The sequence below is a fragment of the Acinetobacter sp. CIP 101966 genome (assembly GCF_000369725.1).
GTDB classification, from domain to species: Bacteria; Pseudomonadota; Gammaproteobacteria; order Pseudomonadales; family Moraxellaceae; genus Acinetobacter; species Acinetobacter lwoffii_Q.
In genome coordinates this window covers 234,046-250,064 of the sequence record NZ_KB850159.1, presented here as the reverse complement: position 1 = coordinate 250,064, position 16,019 = coordinate 234,046, and the positions used below count along the sequence as shown (strand labels likewise).

25 protein-coding genes are annotated in these 16,019 nt (G+C 41.3%); 3 read left to right on the top strand and 22 right to left on the bottom strand.

Annotated features, from left to right (window positions below; all coding sequences use genetic code 11):
• The first annotated feature begins 72 nt into the window (after positions 1-72).
• Positions 73-1,470 (top strand): diguanylate cyclase, encoded by a 1,398-nt coding sequence (locus F891_RS04130; RefSeq protein ID WP_004279580.1) that lies wholly within the window; start codon positions 73-75, stop codon positions 1,468-1,470.
• Between the two features lie 11 nt (positions 1,471-1,481).
• Here F891_RS04130 and F891_RS04125 read toward each other — a convergent pair whose 3' ends face one another.
• The 16 genes from F891_RS04125 to F891_RS04055 form a co-directional block, all read right to left on the bottom strand.
• Positions 1,482-2,042: a DUF4385 domain-containing protein gene (locus tag F891_RS04125; protein ID WP_004279582.1), complete on the bottom strand. Its 561-nt coding sequence runs from the start codon at positions 2,040-2,042 to the stop codon at positions 1,482-1,484.
• A gap of 114 nt (positions 2,043-2,156) precedes the next feature.
• Complete coding sequence (locus tag F891_RS04120) at positions 2,157-2,591, bottom strand: hypothetical protein (protein ID WP_004646396.1); 435 nt, start codon at positions 2,589-2,591, stop codon at positions 2,157-2,159.
• Between the two features lie 323 nt (positions 2,592-2,914).
• Positions 2,915-3,463 carry a GTP cyclohydrolase I FolE gene (gene folE / locus F891_RS04115; protein ID WP_004730181.1) on the bottom strand — a complete coding sequence of 183 codons (549 nt, stop codon included), beginning with the start codon at positions 3,461-3,463 and terminating at the stop codon, positions 2,915-2,917.
• Positions 3,464-3,556: 93 nt separating this feature from the next.
• Positions 3,557-4,240 carry a Smr/MutS family protein gene (locus F891_RS04110; RefSeq protein ID WP_004279587.1) on the bottom strand — a complete coding sequence of 228 codons (684 nt, stop codon included), beginning with the start codon at positions 4,238-4,240 and terminating at the stop codon, positions 3,557-3,559.
• A gap of 197 nt (positions 4,241-4,437) precedes the next feature.
• Positions 4,438-5,244, bottom strand: coding sequence for an indole-3-glycerol phosphate synthase TrpC (trpC, locus tag F891_RS04105; RefSeq protein WP_004279588.1), 807 nt, complete (start codon positions 5,242-5,244; stop codon positions 4,438-4,440).
• Between the two features lie 20 nt (positions 5,245-5,264).
• Positions 5,265-6,311, bottom strand: a complete 1,047-nt coding sequence (gene trpD / locus F891_RS04100) for an anthranilate phosphoribosyltransferase (protein ID WP_004279589.1) — start codon at positions 6,309-6,311, stop codon at positions 5,265-5,267.
• A gap of 9 nt (positions 6,312-6,320) precedes the next feature.
• Positions 6,321-6,905 (bottom strand): anthranilate synthase component II, encoded by a 585-nt coding sequence (locus tag F891_RS04095; protein ID WP_004279590.1) that lies wholly within the window; start codon positions 6,903-6,905, stop codon positions 6,321-6,323.
• 117 nt (positions 6,906-7,022) lie between these two features.
• Positions 7,023-7,292 carry a helix-turn-helix transcriptional regulator gene (locus F891_RS04090; RefSeq protein WP_004893778.1) on the bottom strand — a complete coding sequence of 90 codons (270 nt, stop codon included), beginning with the start codon at positions 7,290-7,292 and terminating at the stop codon, positions 7,023-7,025.
• Positions 7,293-7,757, bottom strand: a complete 465-nt coding sequence (locus F891_RS04085) for a hypothetical protein (RefSeq protein WP_004893781.1) — start codon at positions 7,755-7,757, stop codon at positions 7,293-7,295.
• Positions 7,754-7,924: a hypothetical protein gene (locus tag F891_RS18030; protein ID WP_004893783.1), complete on the bottom strand. Its 171-nt coding sequence runs from the start codon at positions 7,922-7,924 to the stop codon at positions 7,754-7,756. The genes F891_RS04085 and F891_RS18030 overlap by 4 nt, the downstream gene beginning before the upstream one ends.
• On the bottom strand, positions 7,924-8,307 hold the full coding sequence (locus F891_RS04080; protein ID WP_005262281.1) for a hypothetical protein: 384 nt from the start codon (positions 8,305-8,307) through the stop codon (positions 7,924-7,926). The genes F891_RS18030 and F891_RS04080 overlap by 1 nt, the downstream gene beginning before the upstream one ends.
• A complete protein-coding gene (locus F891_RS04075; protein WP_005262278.1) occupies positions 8,307-8,549 on the bottom strand; it encodes a hypothetical protein in 243 nt (80 codons plus the stop codon). Before F891_RS04075 ends, F891_RS04080 begins: the two co-directional genes overlap by 1 nt.
• Before the next feature lie 130 nt (positions 8,550-8,679).
• Positions 8,680-9,804: a hypothetical protein gene (locus F891_RS04070; RefSeq protein ID WP_005262276.1), complete on the bottom strand. Its 1,125-nt coding sequence runs from the start codon at positions 9,802-9,804 to the stop codon at positions 8,680-8,682.
• The gene (locus F891_RS04065; RefSeq protein ID WP_005262274.1) at positions 9,801-10,961 is read right to left on the bottom strand and encodes an ATP-binding protein; all 1,161 of its coding nucleotides are present in this window, start codon (positions 10,959-10,961) and stop codon (positions 9,801-9,803) included. The genes F891_RS04070 and F891_RS04065 overlap by 4 nt, the downstream gene beginning before the upstream one ends.
• Position 10,962: 1 nt before the next feature.
• Complete coding sequence (locus F891_RS04060) at positions 10,963-11,499, bottom strand: hypothetical protein (protein ID WP_005262272.1); 537 nt, start codon at positions 11,497-11,499, stop codon at positions 10,963-10,965.
• Positions 11,496-11,930 (bottom strand): hypothetical protein, encoded by a 435-nt coding sequence (locus F891_RS04055; RefSeq protein WP_005262271.1) that lies wholly within the window; start codon positions 11,928-11,930, stop codon positions 11,496-11,498. Before F891_RS04055 ends, F891_RS04060 begins: the two co-directional genes overlap by 4 nt.
• A 220-nt stretch (positions 11,931-12,150) precedes the next feature.
• On the opposite strand from F891_RS04055, the gene F891_RS04050 reads away from it, so the two are divergent.
• The gene (locus tag F891_RS04050; RefSeq protein ID WP_004893802.1) at positions 12,151-12,363 is read left to right on the top strand and encodes a hypothetical protein; all 213 of its coding nucleotides are present in this window, start codon (positions 12,151-12,153) and stop codon (positions 12,361-12,363) included.
• Here the strand turns inward: F891_RS04050 and F891_RS04045 are convergent, their stop codons facing one another.
• From F891_RS04045 to F891_RS04025, 5 genes are all read right to left on the bottom strand, one after another.
• The gene (locus F891_RS04045) at positions 12,364-12,609 is read right to left on the bottom strand and encodes a hypothetical protein (protein WP_004893803.1); all 246 of its coding nucleotides are present in this window, start codon (positions 12,607-12,609) and stop codon (positions 12,364-12,366) included. It abuts the gene before it with no gap.
• Between the two features lie 206 nt (positions 12,610-12,815).
• A complete protein-coding gene (locus tag F891_RS04040; RefSeq protein WP_005262270.1) occupies positions 12,816-13,319 on the bottom strand; it encodes a hypothetical protein in 504 nt (167 codons plus the stop codon).
• Between the two features lie 43 nt (positions 13,320-13,362).
• Complete coding sequence (locus tag F891_RS04035; protein ID WP_005262269.1) at positions 13,363-14,310, bottom strand: GGDEF domain-containing protein; 948 nt, start codon at positions 14,308-14,310, stop codon at positions 13,363-13,365.
• A gap of 151 nt (positions 14,311-14,461) precedes the next feature.
• Positions 14,462-14,815: a hypothetical protein gene (locus F891_RS04030; RefSeq protein WP_005262268.1), complete on the bottom strand. Its 354-nt coding sequence runs from the start codon at positions 14,813-14,815 to the stop codon at positions 14,462-14,464.
• Positions 14,816-15,020: 205 nt separating this feature from the next.
• Positions 15,021-15,356 (bottom strand): hypothetical protein, encoded by a 336-nt coding sequence (locus tag F891_RS04025; RefSeq protein ID WP_005262266.1) that lies wholly within the window; start codon positions 15,354-15,356, stop codon positions 15,021-15,023.
• Positions 15,357-15,446: 90 nt separating this feature from the next.
• Between F891_RS04025 and F891_RS04020 the strand changes: the two genes are divergently transcribed.
• On the top strand, positions 15,447-15,647 hold the full coding sequence (locus F891_RS04020) for a hypothetical protein (protein ID WP_005262263.1): 201 nt from the start codon (positions 15,447-15,449) through the stop codon (positions 15,645-15,647).
• Here the strand turns inward: F891_RS04020 and F891_RS04015 are convergent.
• Positions 15,631-15,948, bottom strand: coding sequence for a hypothetical protein (locus F891_RS04015; protein ID WP_228129144.1), 318 nt, complete (start codon positions 15,946-15,948; stop codon positions 15,631-15,633). The two genes, F891_RS04020 and F891_RS04015, sit on opposite strands and share 17 nt — an antisense overlap.
• Between the last annotated feature and the right edge of the window lie 71 nt (positions 15,949-16,019).

Here is a 16,019-nt window from a genome sequence, read left to right as displayed (position 1 = left end):
AAAATACCTGATATTTGTTATATTTATCACATAATGTGAGTACAAATTGCAAGGTTTTGGGGAACAGACAGTATGAATAATGAATGCATGGCAAGACTGGCCGAGCAATGGGAACAGATCTGTCAAAATTATTCATCTGATGACTTATTGCATGCCTTTCATTTTATTCAAGATCATTCCCTGATTCTGGTGGAAGAATTCTATAAAAACATGCTCATTGAAAAGGAATCTGCAGAATTCTTTTCCGATGACTTGATTCAACAGCGCTTGCGCGACACTTTAAATGCCTGGCTACTTGAAAGCTTTGGTGTAGGGATTAATAAACGCTATGCCGATGCCGTGCAGAAACAGGCGATGGTGGGGCATGTGCATGCGCGTGTCGGAATTCCATCCTGGCTGATCATGCGCGGTGTACGTGAAATTGAGCGTAAAATGTTTGAACTGCTGGATGAGAATCCTCATCACAGTATGTTGACTACCTGCAGTTATATTGTCCAGATCATGGGGTTTGCCACAGAAGTCATGTGCCGATCTTATGAAGCCAAAACAGCCATGAATCAGGAAATTAAACACAGTTATCGTGTTTTTTCAGCGATGCAGGATGTGGCCGTACAAAAAGATAAACAGCGCAGTTCATTGCTAGACTGGGAAAATGAGCTCATGTTCAAGGTCTTTTCTGAGCATGAAAAATTGAATCATCCGATGTTGTCCAAGTCGGAGTTTGGTTTATGGTTTATTCATAAAGCCTCTTATGCTTTTACCGGCTCTGACCAGGTCGATTTAATCATTGAACGAATTTATCAAGTCGATGAACTTAATCAAGATATTATGGACTGTACGGACAAAAACAATATGCTGGGACTGATCCAACGAATCCGTGACTTGAACCGTGAGATTCAGTTGTTAGTAGATCAGTTATTTCAGGTGGCCGAATATATTGAATCAGGTAATGATTCATTGACCCAGTTATTGAATCGTCGTTATTTGAATACCATTATTTCACGTGAAATCACTTTTTCCCGTAAGAATCATACGCCTTTGTCTTTACTTGCCATTGATGCTGATTATTTCAAAAGTATTAATGACAAATTTGGACATGCAGCAGGTGATCTGGCCTTGAAATTTCTGGCCGAAGCATTGCAAAAATACAGTCAGGGCAGTGATTATGCTTTCCGGGTCGGCGGTGAAGAGTTTTTGCTATTACTGGTGGATACTGATGAGAAACGTGCCCTGAATATTGCCGAAAGTATTCGTAAATATATTGAAAATGGCATGATTAATTCGGCACAAGGCCAGCAGTTTAAATTTACGGTCAGTATTGGTTGTGTGCTTTATGATGGACATCCGGATTATCAGCGCTTCCTGAATGCGGCAGATTCTGCCTTGTATATGGCGAAGAACAACGGGCGTAACAGAGTTTATATGGCTCATCAGTCCTTGAACCCTGTCGCACAGCCACTCTCAGTTTAAATGAAAGGTTTTTAGCCAGTTGCAGACTGCTGCTCTATAAATTCCTGAAATTTCTGTTTTTGCTGGAGATATTCGGGATGATTTTTAGCTTCATCCCATTTCTGTTTAAAGATTTTGGCAGCAGCGGCTTTAACCGGATCTTCATGATTACGTGGCAGCTCGGAACGGCCATGCGCACCACTCAAGCCTTTTTTATCCTCCGGAACCGGGCCATCGTATTTTTTGCCACCTTTATGATTGGCATAACGTCGGGCACGGGTGAAACCCATCTGTAAAAACTTGCGTGCCATGTCCGCACCGATAAAATCTTCTTGCTTTAAATAGTCCAAGAAAAGCTGATAGATTTTCTCGCTACTCGCTTGGGCTTTTGCTTCATCTGCAAAGCGCCAGTGTGGCAGGATTTCCGATTTATAAGGCTCAACCAGTAATACACCTTGTTCACCACGGCCAATCCGGTAGAGCTGGGGTCGTTTACGAAAATTAATCTTTGCAAAGTCCAGAAAATAATCAAAACTATTCGAAACTACACGTGACGGACGTTTTGGTGGGGTTACTTTGGCAGATGACTTCATATTCGGCCTTTTCTGAAATTTAAAATGACTCAATATTTCAGCTAATACAAATTATAAAAACGAAAGGACAAGATACAGAAAAGCCCCTGTCATTTAGAGCTAGGGGCTTTCATTTTACTTCGATTTTTTTGAACTGGTCTTCGAGGTTTTAGCCTTGGTTGACTTGCTCTTAGAGGAGCTACTCGACTGCTTTTTAGCAGGCGCCGATTTTTTTGAAGAAGACTTTTTCACTTTAGTGTCGTCTTTACTCTTGTTGCTGCTTTTCGCTTTAGCCGGTTTTTTCGCGGAAGAGGTCTTTTGGTCTTTCGCTTTATCACTGGCTTTTGAGCTCGAATTTTTCTTCGCCTTCACTTTTTCATCTTTGCTGGCATTGTCTTTCTTAGAAGATGCCGCTTTAGATTTACTGCTCGCCGCTTTTTTAGTGACTTTGCGATCACTGTCTTTGTCACTACTCTTATTCGACTTTTTCAGTTTCTCATCTTGGGTCTTTTTAGCAGTTTTTGCTGATTTTTTGCTGTCTTTCGCCTGGTTATTTTTACTATTCGCCATGGTTACTTTCCTTATCATTAAAAATCAATCAGAAAGATATAAAGCGCTTTGCTGTATATCAACTTCAAATTACTTTAATGGGAGAGCGGCAGGATTAAAACTTTATCGTGTATCCAAGTGTAGGCTTGTTGCAAACACAAGCAGGAATTGTTTGAGTTCTAGACTGAAACATAGCAAGTTTTGGGACAGGTCTTTAAACCCTGTTACCAGGTGTTATTTATAGCAAGTGAGCTTTTGAATTAAGTATTGATATCCTCTTCCTTTAAAAGCAAAAAACCCCGAATGATCGAGGCTTTGAGTAACTTATTTTTAAGCTTTAATAATTAATAGCTTTCTGGAACCGCACTTAAAAATTCACGACGTGTTTCTTTGTCGGTTTTAAAATCACCAATAAATGATACCGTACGTGTGGTTGATTCCTGCTTGCCTACACCGCGCATCATCATGCACATGTGCGCAGAATCAATCATTACTGCAACACCGCGTGCTTTGGTGACTTCAGCCACTGCTTCTGCAATTTGCTGAGTCAGATTTTCCTGAATCTGCAAACGGCGTGCAAACATTTCAGTAATACGGGCAAATTTAGACAGGCCTAAAACATGACCTTCTGGCAAATAGGCGATATGTACGCGGCCATAAAATGGCAATAAGTGATGCTCACATAGCGAATAAAATTCGATGTTTTTAACCAGTACCATTTCACGGTTATCGGAAGGGAAGACCGCCTTGTTGGTCACTTCTTCAAGTGTCTGGCTATAACCCGAGGTTAAATATGAAAATGCTTTCGCAGCGCGCACAGGCGTATCTTTGAGACCAGGGCGATTTAGATCTTCGCCAACGGCAGTAAGAATGTTTGCGTAGGATTGCTGCATAGTCATATGACGTATTCACTTAAACTGAGAATGAACAAGGACGGCATTGTAGCAGAAAACTTTTACAATGCCTTGTTTTGAGGCTAAAACCGTTTACTGTTTGAACTTTGGATTCTTTTCTGCACGTTTGAGCAGAACCAATACCGCACCGGTACCACCTTGCTTTTCAGGTGCACTGACAAAAGCCAAAACATCGCGATGCTGACGCAGCCAGCCGTTGACATAGGTTTTTAAAATCGCTTCCGGACCTTTGCCATGTATGATTTTAATCACGTTCTGGTTTTCATCTTTGGCGATCTGGATAATCTGCAGCACGGCTTGACGCGCTTCTTCCACGGTACAGCCATGCAGATCCACAGCTTCAAACCAGCGCAAGTTACCGGCTTTCAAGTCTTCAAACACTTTATGCTGCAAGGTGGCGATGCGATAGCTCAAGTTGGCCTGACTGCCGACAGGATTGAGCATGGCCTGAGTATCTGATAAAGCCATTGCCTCTGTTTCCAGCGGGCCAGTAGCCGCTGCACGCTTTGCCAAGATTTGTGCATCCGGCTTTTTCTTGCGTGGTTTGTCCAGTTGAACCGTATTTCCCGATTCAATTTTTTGTACGCCCTGCATTTGCTTGCGGAATAATTCCAGTTCTTCTAACGCTTCTTGCTCGACAGTCTTTTCAACAGGTGCAGCAACGACCGCAGGTGTTTGCGGCTGTGTAATTTGCTTCTTAAAAGATTTCAGCAGGTTGTACTGATCTTTAGATAATGAAGAATCGTGTTTACTCATAATGTAAAAACAAGGGAGATGCGGAATTTACAAGAATTATAGTCTGAAAATAGACAAAGGAGAACTGAATTGCGTTCATGACATTGCTGAGGATTTTAAATACGCTCGAGAATCTATGATCTACTTTTCAATATTGAAAATAAAAAAGCCCAATCCTGAGATTGGGCTTTTTTAATGCTTAGGTGAGCATTTACATTTTAAACCGCTTCAGGCTCACCAAACAGATCGCGGAAAGCATGATCCGGACGTGGTTGTTTCATGAAGCTTTCGCCGACCAGAAAGGCGTGAATATCATTTTTCTGCATCATCGCAACATCCGCAGGTGTGGCAATACCACTTTCAGTCACCAGCAGGCGTGAAGGGTCCAGTAATTTTTTCAAACGTAATGATGTGTTTAAATCCACATCAAAGGTTTTTAAATTACGGTTATTTACACCGAGCAGACAACGATCAGAAAGTTTTAAAGCACGGGATAGTTCTTCTTCATCGTGAACTTCAACCAGTACATCCAGATGATGTTCAAATGCAGTTTTAGACATTTCTTCTAACTGCTGGTCAGACAGGCAAGCCACAATTAGCAAGATACAGTCTGCATGCAGGGCACGTGCTTCGATAACTCCATAAGGATCGATCAGAAAGTCTTTGCGCAGTGCAGGCAGGTCGCAATGTGAACGGGCAATCTGAATGTTGTCATCGTGACCCTGGAAAAAGTCTACATCGGTCAGCACCGATAAACAGGCTGCACCTGCCTCCTGATACTGTGCTGCAATTTCCGCAGGGTTAAAGTTCTCGCGAATAATGCCCTTGGATGGCGAAGCTTTCTTAATTTCAGCAATGACACCCGGACGTTTCGACACTAAAGACTGGGCAAAACCACGCACAGGTGATGCACCTTGTGCCAGTTCTTCCAGATCTTTATAGCTTTTCTGCTTTAAACGTAGGGCAAATTCTTCTTTTTTACGGTCAACAATTTTGCCTAAAATTGTATTTGCGATATCCACCATGATCAAAATCCCTGACCGAATTAAGCTTCGTAATGTTTAATAGTTTTGGTAAATTCAGACAGTACACTCATTTTCTCAAGTGCCTGACCGCCATAGATAATGTCATGTGCCAGCGCAACACCTTGCTTATAGCTGCTGGTCAAACCGGAGACATAAATACCTGCGCCGGCATTCAGCGCGATCATATTGGCGGCTTTATCGCCGATGTCTGATTTTTTCTTGCCCAGTGCATCTTTGATTAAAGCCAGACTTTGCGCAGAATCTTCCACAATCAGTCCGGTCAGAGTTTGCGATTCAATATCGACCGATTCAGGAATAATTTCCCATTCGGTGACTTCGCCATTTTTCAGTTCAGCAACATGAGTTGAAGAGGCTATACTGATTTCATCCAGACCATCACGTGAATGTACTACCATCACATGTTCAGCACCGAGCTGTTTCATAACTTCCGCAATCGGACGGCAGAGTTCATTGGAAAATACGCCAATGACCAGACGTTGTACGCCAGCCGGATTGGTTAAAGGACCGAGTAGGTTGAAAATACTGCGAATCCCCAATTCTTTACGTGGGCCGATTGCATATTTCATGGCTTGATGATGATTCGGTGCAAACAGGAAGCCGACACCGACATCACGGATACAGCGTTCAGTCTGCTGCATATTCAGGTCCAGGTTAATCCCGGCCTGTTCCAGTAAATCCGACGAACCTGATTTGGTCGAAACGCCGCGGTTACCATGTTTGGCAATGGTTGCGCCCGCTGCTGCAATTACAAATGCAGAAGCAGTAGAAACATTAAACAGGTTCTGGCCATCACCACCTGTACCCACGATGTCCACTAAATATGGAATATCACTGACATCAATTTTGGTAGCCAGTTCACGCATAACACGTGCAGCTGCAGTAATCTCATCAATGCTTTCGCCTTTTAGGCGTAAGCCCATCAGCAGGGCACCAATCTGGGCATCGGTCGCTTCACCTGACATGATGGCACGCATCACGTCTTGCATTTGATCCTGAGTCAGGTGAATGTTTTTAGTAATATTGCTTAAAGCTTGTTGAATATTCATAAGATGTTCTTAGGCATAAATTTCGAGAAAGTTTTTAAAGATTTGATGACCATGCTGGCTCAGAATCGATTCAGGATGGAACTGCACGCCTTCGACCGGCAATGTCTTATGTTTCACACCCATAATTTCTTCCATAGAGCCATCCGCTTCATTGGTCCAGCAGGTGACTTCCAGACATTCGGGCAAGGTAGCTTGATCAATCACCAGTGAATGATAGCGCGTTGCAGGAAATGGAGAAGGAAGATTGCTGAAAATCCCGGTATCACTGTGGTACATATCAGACAGACGGCCATGCATGACACGTTTGGCACGCACGATATCACCGCCAAATGCCTGCCCCATACTTTGATGACCAAGACAAACGCCCAGTAAAGGAATTTTGCCAGCAAAATGCTGAATGGCAGGAATAGAAATTCCTGCCTCACTTGGCGAGCACGGGCCGGGGCCAATCACTAAATACTTAGGTTGCCATCGCTCTATATCTTCCAATGTCACGGCATCATTACGGACTACTTTTACTTCTTGATTCAGTTCGCCAAAATATTGGACGATGTTATAAGTAAAGGAGTCATAGTTGTCGACCATGAGAAGCATATCGCACGTAACCTCTTGAGAATTATGAAAATGAGTATCTTTATTTCTAATCGTTACTCACTATGTTACTCACTTTTAGAAAAGTGACTGATTTTGCAGGCATTAAAAAGCCGCTAATCAAGCGGCTACTTTACCAGTTTTTGAATGCCTTGTGACAACTTCGTTCACATAACTATTTAGGTAGTAACTTCGTGGACCATCTTTGCTTGGCTGGTCAATTTCTCCTTTTTTGATCCTGTCATATAAAGTCGGCTCACTCATATTCATCCGCTTCGCAAATTCCTTGATACTCACTCGGCGCTCATCTTGATTTGCCATTGCTCTTTTAAGCTCCTGCATTTCATCAAAAATGGCTTGGAGTAGATTATGCTCAGATTCAGTTCCCATCTAAGACACCTCCTTTAAGCTTTGAACTACTGATTCCGGCAACCCAAAAAAATCATTTAGAGTTTTATCAAATTCACCGCTTTCAATGAATTGATCCATCAGATTTACTTGCTTATCAATAGTATTCTTAGGTTTAGCCCACCAAGCTACTGGACCATCCTCTGTGTCGTTAATAGATACCAAGAACCAGTCACCATCTCCTTTAGGTTTACTTGGATTCCAGTAAGCGACTGCTTCAAGCTCCTCCTGATCCCAGTAGCGCTCAGCAACATCTTCCGGAGCATCGAACTCCATCTCAACTTTTGAGAAATCTACATTAAAGTGAAGCTTTAATTCTTCAAATTGCTCACTGGTCATTCCTTCCGAATCACCAATTACACACTCCAGATATTTACTGAATACCGGGTGAGTCCAGAAGCCATATTGATCACGAATAATTTCTGCCGGTTCTAATTGCTTAATCATCCCTTTCTCTCCTTGGCTTCATGAGCCTTCAAGTATTCAAATTTTGCATCTGCCCAGTTCTTAGAATCATATGGGCTTAATCCTTTTTTCTTGCACCAATCAGCGCACCAGAGCCATTGCGCATCGTCATATGGGGTGGGTTCAATTATTTGGTTATTGCTATCCATCACGCCACCTCATAGAAGCGCTTAGCCTCATCAAAATCAGAAGTAATTAACTCAGCACTATCTTTGTAGCAGTGCACGATTTCACCGTACTTAAAAACTTGTTCGGCTTGCTGCATGTTTTTGCATTGATACATCGGCTCTTTAAACCAGTCTTTTGTATAAAACATTTGTTCCTGGTGTTCTTCAGCTGTGCCTTCCCATTCTTGAACCTGAAAGTATTCATCAAATGATTCGATCATGAACTGATTACCTTCAGCTTTAGTCATAGCTCTGTAGCGAGCCAAAGCACGTTCAGCAATTTCCTTGGATGCAGCAGGTGATTGCTCATGAGGACTATCATCTTCAGGACAAATACCTACGCACCACAATTTGTTATCTTCCATCACGCCACCTTTACATCTAAATAATCAGGGTTATCCAGGTGCTCTTCATATTCACCAAATAGCACCTGGCATGCTGCATTGCCTGTTAAATCTTTCTTTAAAAGCACATAACTTAGTGTCTTGCGTGTGCCTTTTCCGCTAAATGTCGAGCTACCATCCGCAAGTTCATTTTTGGTATAACCCAATTTTTCTAGCCAAAGCTTAAAGCCAACTTCATGCTTCTTTTTAATTCTGAAGATCATCTGTACCCCCAGGTGTTCGCAAAATTTCGAAGGCAATCATCAATACCGAATAGGTTGATGTTGCGGTAAGTTCTAACCCGACCTTTGTGCTGCACAAGCAGCACGCGGGTCATAGAAGAGTAGGAATAACTCATGAAGCCTCCCCAGTTTCAGCAGCTTGAATCAAGGCATCTTTGCGCTGTGCATACAGGCTAAGTAGTTCCTGATGATCAGCTGGAAGTAATTTAGCTGCAGGTATTGCTGGTGCCAGTCGTTCTAAAGTTTCAACTGAATCCATGTCATAGATTCGATTGATCAAAACCTGCTTCTTCTTTTTGTCGAACAGATCGATAGAGGCACTACCATGCTCAGCACTTTCCACTGCTGCTTGTTTGCGTGCAGTGTTTTCAATTTGATCAATCAAACTAGGTTGCACGACTTCAATGACTTCATCTGCGATTGGTTCAGGTTCAACCTTCGGCGTGTATTGCTCTGGATCCAGCTCAAGCAATTTATCTTCCGTAAGCTTGCACAAGTGCTGTTGATCTTTTTGATCTAAGTGTCCATTGGCCAGAAATACGTGACGGAATGAAAGAACGTCATCCTCCTTAGTAAACTGATCAATTTGTGCAGTGAACTTTTCAACAAGCTTTACCCGGTCGGTTTCAACTGAATCCGCTTCAATTTCTGTAACTGGAGTTTCAGTATTAATAGTGGCTTCTTGCTCTATGGCTTCAATAGGCTGAATCAGCTCTGGCTCAGGCTGTTTTTCAATATCTGGTACAGCATCACCTGGGCTAGCTGGAATGCTAGCCTGTTCAGTCTCATTCTTAGCTTTGGTTGAGCGTCTCTTTTTAGGTTTGCCTGTATTGTCTATAGTTGGGGGATAGACAATAATTCGACCAAATAGCTCACCCATTGCCACTAATTGTAATTCGGCATTTTCTTTATCCGCCTGAGCAAAACCATTGTCGACAGCTTTGAAATACTCCATGCACTGTTTGCTGTATTTAACCTGTGAGATATGGTCAGGATGAATAATAAAGATTTCCTGATCTTCCACGACATCATCAAGAGTTAAAGGCTTGGTGAAGGTAATACCAGCCAGCTCCATTGTTTCAACCTTGATGCAGAACTCATAGCCTGGCATAGCGAAAATCGTAGCCGGGAATTGAGACAGGTCATCAAAATCCATTAACTCACCAGCTGCACGACACATGATATTTCGGCCAGCCATCATTGCTTCAAAAGCTTCTTTGCTATTTAAAATTTTCATGCTGTCATTGCTCCCTTCGCTACTTGTTCTATTTCATTTTTTACAGCTTCAAATTTAGAAGCTTCTATTTGGTTGAGAGCATCAAGCCCTAAGTGTTCACATACTGTTTTTGCATCAAGGCCACAGGTGTCGATGAAATCCTGTAGATCAGCCAACTGCTCATCAGAAATACCTTTGAATTGAGGTGGATTGAACCAGCGCTTTTTCTCTTTTTCGTAGGTGCATTGCATTTCAGCGCCACGTGCCTTAATAGCAGCCCACATTTCTTTTACATACTTATGCTCAGGCATAAGTGACTCAGTAAGCTGATTTAGATCACCGGCATGACTGGCTTCTTCGCAGACTTGCTTACAATGATTAAGGTCAGTGATATTTTTTAACTCTTCAGCTTGTACTGGAGTAAGAGTATTGATGTGGTCCTTGGCTTGTTTAAGCAGATCTGCAAGGAAAGTAGGGGAATGAGCCAGATCTGGAACAGTAACTTGGCCAGAGCAAACTTCCACACCATTCCCATTTGTATGTATTCGACCTAAGCGACCTGAGTTTTTGCCATGGTGTGACTCAGATGGGTTGAAATAGATCGTACGGAGATCATCTCCGTTCTCATCGGTAGAAGCGTGTAGATAGCCCATAATGTCTGACATGCGATAAAGCATCGCGCTATTTTTGCCAGCCAGATCTGGACGCACAATTTTGATCTTATTCTTACCAGCTTCCTGCTCTACAGCATGAGCAATAAAAACAATATCTTTACCTAGGTTTTCCCACTTACGAACCATTTTCATAAATAGGTTTCCAGCTAGACCCTGCGCCTTTAATGTCAGTGATTTATCACGTTGCAGGTTGTCACTATTCTTGGAAAGATGATCTTTAATTGCATCCAGCATTGCACCTACAGTATCTGAAACAATAGTTTTATAGGGTGCATAGAAGTCATCCTTAAGATTCTCAAGGTCAAGCCAGCTATCAATACGAACAATTGCGCCACGACGCAGCTCAGCAGATACACGATGCTGACCTTTATCAAAGTCAAAAATTAAAGGCTTTTCTGCGGTATGAGCAATGGTACTTTTACCCATACCAGGATCGGTATACAGGTAGCACTTAATACTTTCTACAAGCAGGGTGTTTTCTGGTGTAAATACTTGAATAGCCATCTCAACGTGCTCCTGCAGGACGGTTATTACGCTTAAAGTTCTTATAGTCTTCCGATGCAAAGAAGCCGGTACTTTCTAAAACTTGATGACGCTTGTTTTTGCGCATAGCAACACGCGCATTTTCCAGTCCATCTAAAATCCATTTCGGAGTAAGGGATTTATCCATCTTCCTCAATGAGCCGTCCGGCTGAATGGAATAGATAGTTGTGTTGCAGAAATAGTCAGCAATAGTTCCTGAGCTTTTTACACGTAGGGCAAAATAGCTCACCCGGGTTTTACCCACTCGATAGATTTCAAGTCCTTCAAAGGTCTTGATGTATTCAGAGAAATAACGATGAGTTGAGTTGAACTCAATCGGCATTGGCACTACAGGTAGCTCATCTGCTTTGAATTGCAGGAAACCAGTGTAAAGGTCCACAAAATTAATTTGAGTTCGATCATTTAAAGGAGACCAGTCATCAGAGCCGCATTCACACCAGTAGACCGATTGGCCATTCAAGAGTGCTTCAAAAATTTGATCAGCAGAATTTAAAATCATGACTGAACCTCCACCAAGCGGTGCTTCATGATGTAGCCGGCGATCATTGAATTAATTTCGCGGTGATCCTGGTAGTCTGTGAAGTCTTTATACGGATTGCCATTAGCATCGAATACCTTGATTTCACCTAGTTCAACGACTTCTATATTTGTGAATTCGGAACCTGGTACACCGTAATCATCCGGGTATGCTTCAACTTCAAACGAAGTTATTTCCAAACGGAAACCATCCAGATTTACGACTGCTTCACCGCGCATATCGTCGAGCATCTTTAAAGAGACGATTCCATATTCAGATTGAATATTTTGAGTTGGTGCCACCTGGTCAGTACCAAAGTCAGCAAGATGAGCAAACGCTAAGGCGCTTACAGTTAAGGCAGCGGTAAACAGAGTTACCTTGAAGCTATTGTGTGGAGTTAATTTTGTGTTCATAATTACTTTACTCACAGAGAGAGTGTGGGTCATGCCCCAGGTAGTTACCGCTACGTTGGGGCTTTTCTTTGTTTGTGAGATAAAATATACCTGTGAGGTAAAATAAAGTAAATACCTGTTAGGTAAAAATGGTAAAAATATTTTTACTCTTCAGGTGAAATAAGATTTAATAGACAAAAGAAAACCCATCACAGGGATGGGTTGTTTGGAGTTTGTTAAAATGAGCAAGAAGAAATTTCGAGCTGAATTATATAAAGCTTATGTTGCCTCAGGCATACATGACCATGCCCTTATACAGGAATATATTAAAGTTGCCGAAGCTTTTGTGCTTGATAACCAAGAGATTACTGTTAGCGGTTTTCGTGCACTTACTGAAAAAATTAGCACCAATAACGGCCACTCTAATGGCTCTCGTGCTCTTGGTAGAGAGTAGTTATTTTTTACTCTTTTTTAATGAGCTTACAGACTGCATAGTTAAGCCAATTCCGGCCTCCAGATCATCTAATCGCTTAACAATATGATCTAGTTTAATACCAATATGGTTATGTTCCATTACCGCAATAGGAACCCCGCAATTGGAGCATTGTACAAACCAAAACAAAAGATCTGACTTGCCCAAGTTTTGGCTTGAAAGCTCAAAGCTGTGCGATCCACAGCTACCGCATTTTGTTTCTGCCATATTTTTCTCCACCCGATCCAAGAGCCGCTCGGGTATGCGGCAAGGTATTTTTATGAAATTAGAAACGCTTGTTTTAATAGAAGATCGGCTTCATCCCGGCTCAACCCAGATTTACCTGGAGCACATAAAAGAAGATGTGCCTGAATTTTTTGTGCCAGTAGGCGATTACAATAAGCCGATTGGTTATTTGAAATTTAAAAATATCGCTAAAAAAGGCTGCTTTGAATTAAGCTCATTAGAGAGCCTAGATTATCCCAACCCGCATCCACAATTTTCGTTGACAGGTGTTTTATATTCTCGGCAGGCAGCTCTTGAAGCGCACCACGCAATTTCTGCTTATCAACAGGCGATAAATCAGATTGATCCACCTTAAGTTGAAGTATTGTGCGTATGGTGTCAGCCTCAAATCTTACAGTTACCACACCTAAAATAGCTGAAAGACCACCATCATCTTTTAGAAAATCCAAGCCTTTTTCTGTGATTTCCGGCTTCATGATAAGAATGGAGCCACCACCATCTCCAGATTTACTATGCACCACTTTGGTGGAGTTCTCGGTAAGAAGGCCATGACCCTTGAGATAGTTCAAATTGATAGCAATTTTATGATACTCAGCACTATCTGGCTTTCGCTCATAATCAGTCCATACAAATGGGTAGCACTCTGCGATCTTACTTAACAACTCAAGCTGTAATTCTCGATCCAATATCATATAGCTTCCTGCTTATTGAGCCGCGTCGGGTTCGCGTTTTTTATTAATTAGTCTCAGGTGATTTGCTTAGGGCTTTATCCTGATACATTTTTTCATCTGCCTCTATGATAGCTGCTGATAGACCGTATGCTGGATTTCGCATTGCAAAACCAATTGCAGCACTAATGCCAGCTTTTGCAATAGCAGTTTGAATTCTGGTTGCAAGTTTATCCGCATTTTCTCGGTTGGTTTCAATACTGAGTACAGCAAACTCATCACCACCTAGACGAGCGACAATATCATTATTGCGTACAGTGTTTTTGAGGGTTAAAGCCATTTTTTGAATGAGTTCATCACCTGCAGCATGCCCCAAAGTATCATTGGTGATTTTGAGGTCATTAAGATCAATCATGAGAATAGCAACAGGGTGACCATATCGCTTGCAGCGCTTTTCTTCTAATACAATTAACTGGTCCCAAGCACGACGGTTAAAAAGGCCAGTCATCGGATCGGACAATGCCTCCATTTCAAACCGTTCAGCTTTACGTATGTACTCAGCGGCTTTTAATTCAGCTTGAATATTATAGCTAAGCACTTGTGCTAGCAGCTCAAATAATGGAGCTTCCTCGACCAGATTTTTAGATTGAGGTTCAGGATCGATTGCACAGAGAGTGCCAAAAAGGGACCCATCTTCTTTATACAGAGGTTGGCCGATATAGGCTTTAATTGGGACTAAGTGATTTATAGGTGCGTCTACGTAAACTTGAATATCAGGTGAATAGGGGGCAATGCGGGGCGCATTATTTTGTACCATGTGTGAGCAGAACGAATCTGCCCATCGAAATACTTGTCCTGGCTTAACGTTATAGCCATTATCTTCACTTAGTAAGACAATCCAGTCATCACCTTCAGTACGGGTAATCATCCATAACTTAAATCCAAATCGTTGAGATAAGAATTTTAAAATAGCTTGGCCAGCCTCTTCGAAATTCTTAAAGTTAATATTATTCATTAAGTTAGTCCGTATTTGTGCTAAGAGAGATATGAAAAAACAATTTTTAGACTACAGCGTCATATATTATAATTTTAAACTGATAGGAATATTACTTCATATAATAAAAAGACAACCCACCACTGGGGTAGGTTGTCCTAGAACAATAATCTTATTTTTTGTATTCAGTAATACTGATAGGTTTGTCTTTCATAAACTCTACAATACCTTCACCAGCTTTGAAGTGAATTGAAACACCATCATTATTGGCTAAACGCATACCACTTCCTGAAATAGCTCGCTTAAGGTGATAAACCTTGCCAGAATTATCTGTCATTTCTGCAGTTTCAAAATTATCCGAAGATTTCAATTCAACTGTAAGATCCATTGGACCAGTAAAGTTAATTACCTGAGTTTCAGCCGGAGTATTGCTCACAACTTTTTCTTGTACCACTTCGTTTTTTGGATTTGAAGTACAGCCAGTAATTGCTAATCCTAACAATGCTGCACCTAACAAATATTTCATTGATACTTACCTTTCTATTTATGAATCATAGGTATCTTTATATTAATTGTTATAATGTAACATTTAAAGACAAGGTTACACTTACCTTACATAAAGAAAACCCGCGGATAGCGGGTTAGTGATGCTTTACTTAGTTATTACAGACCTGGTCATGAGAGGTCTTAAGTCCAATATAAAGATTTAATATTTCAGAAGTAAGAAAGCTTTAGCACTGAATAGCATCTTTCTCTTTGTAGTGATCCAAAACCAAATCCATATCAGCCAAAAGTGCAACTTCAGAGTATTCACCGGGTGATAGCTTCAACAAGTTAGGCATATAGTTCTTTTTATACTCACGCGGGTAATCCCTGCATAAAATTTTTATTCGTACATCTTGTGTGGTGAACTCTGAGTCTAACTTTTCTATGTATTTACTAAGAATATTATCTGAGTTTTCAAGAGCTGTTGCAGTTGTGATTGGATCTATATCTTCACTAAGTTGCTTCTCACAACCAGTGAAAGCCAAAGACAAAAGTAGGGTGATAAGCGCAATGTGTTTCATAGTTATAGTTTTATTGTTATTGGAGTTTGAATTATAAGCAAGTTTGTAAAAAAGAAAACCCACCGATAGGTGGGTTGTTTGGAGTTTGTTATGGATAAGAATCAAGAATTAGAACGTGGCATCATTCCTGCCGGAACACGCATCAGACTATATGAAGGCTCAATCACACTCTTGGAGGATGCTGTGGTGGAAGCAAACCAGGAGTGGATTGATAAAGCTATTCAGGATCAGAATGATTTTTATAGTGGAACGGGTCGCACTGGCAATTCACCTCTTACTTCAAGCGATTAACAGCATCAGCAATATTGGTTGGTAAATTTTGAGAGGCTTTATTGTTTAAATTAATCTCGGTGATAAACAACACATCATCATTATCAACATGTTTTGCTAAAAAATCCCTAATTTGAATCGCACTATATTTTGACTTAATAATGAATTGAGAGAGAGTCACCTTAACCCAGACGGTCTCTGATATTTTATCAATCCCCTCATTTAAAAGAGCGTAGTTTTTTACTTGATGTAAATCATAAGTGATTGAGTAGGTCTTCATTTTTTCTCCACCCGATCCAAGAGCCGCTCGGGTATGCAGCATTTGATTAACTGTTATTAATGTTTTATAATCTATACATGGACCGGGGATTCCCAGTCGGCGAAAGGCTCTAG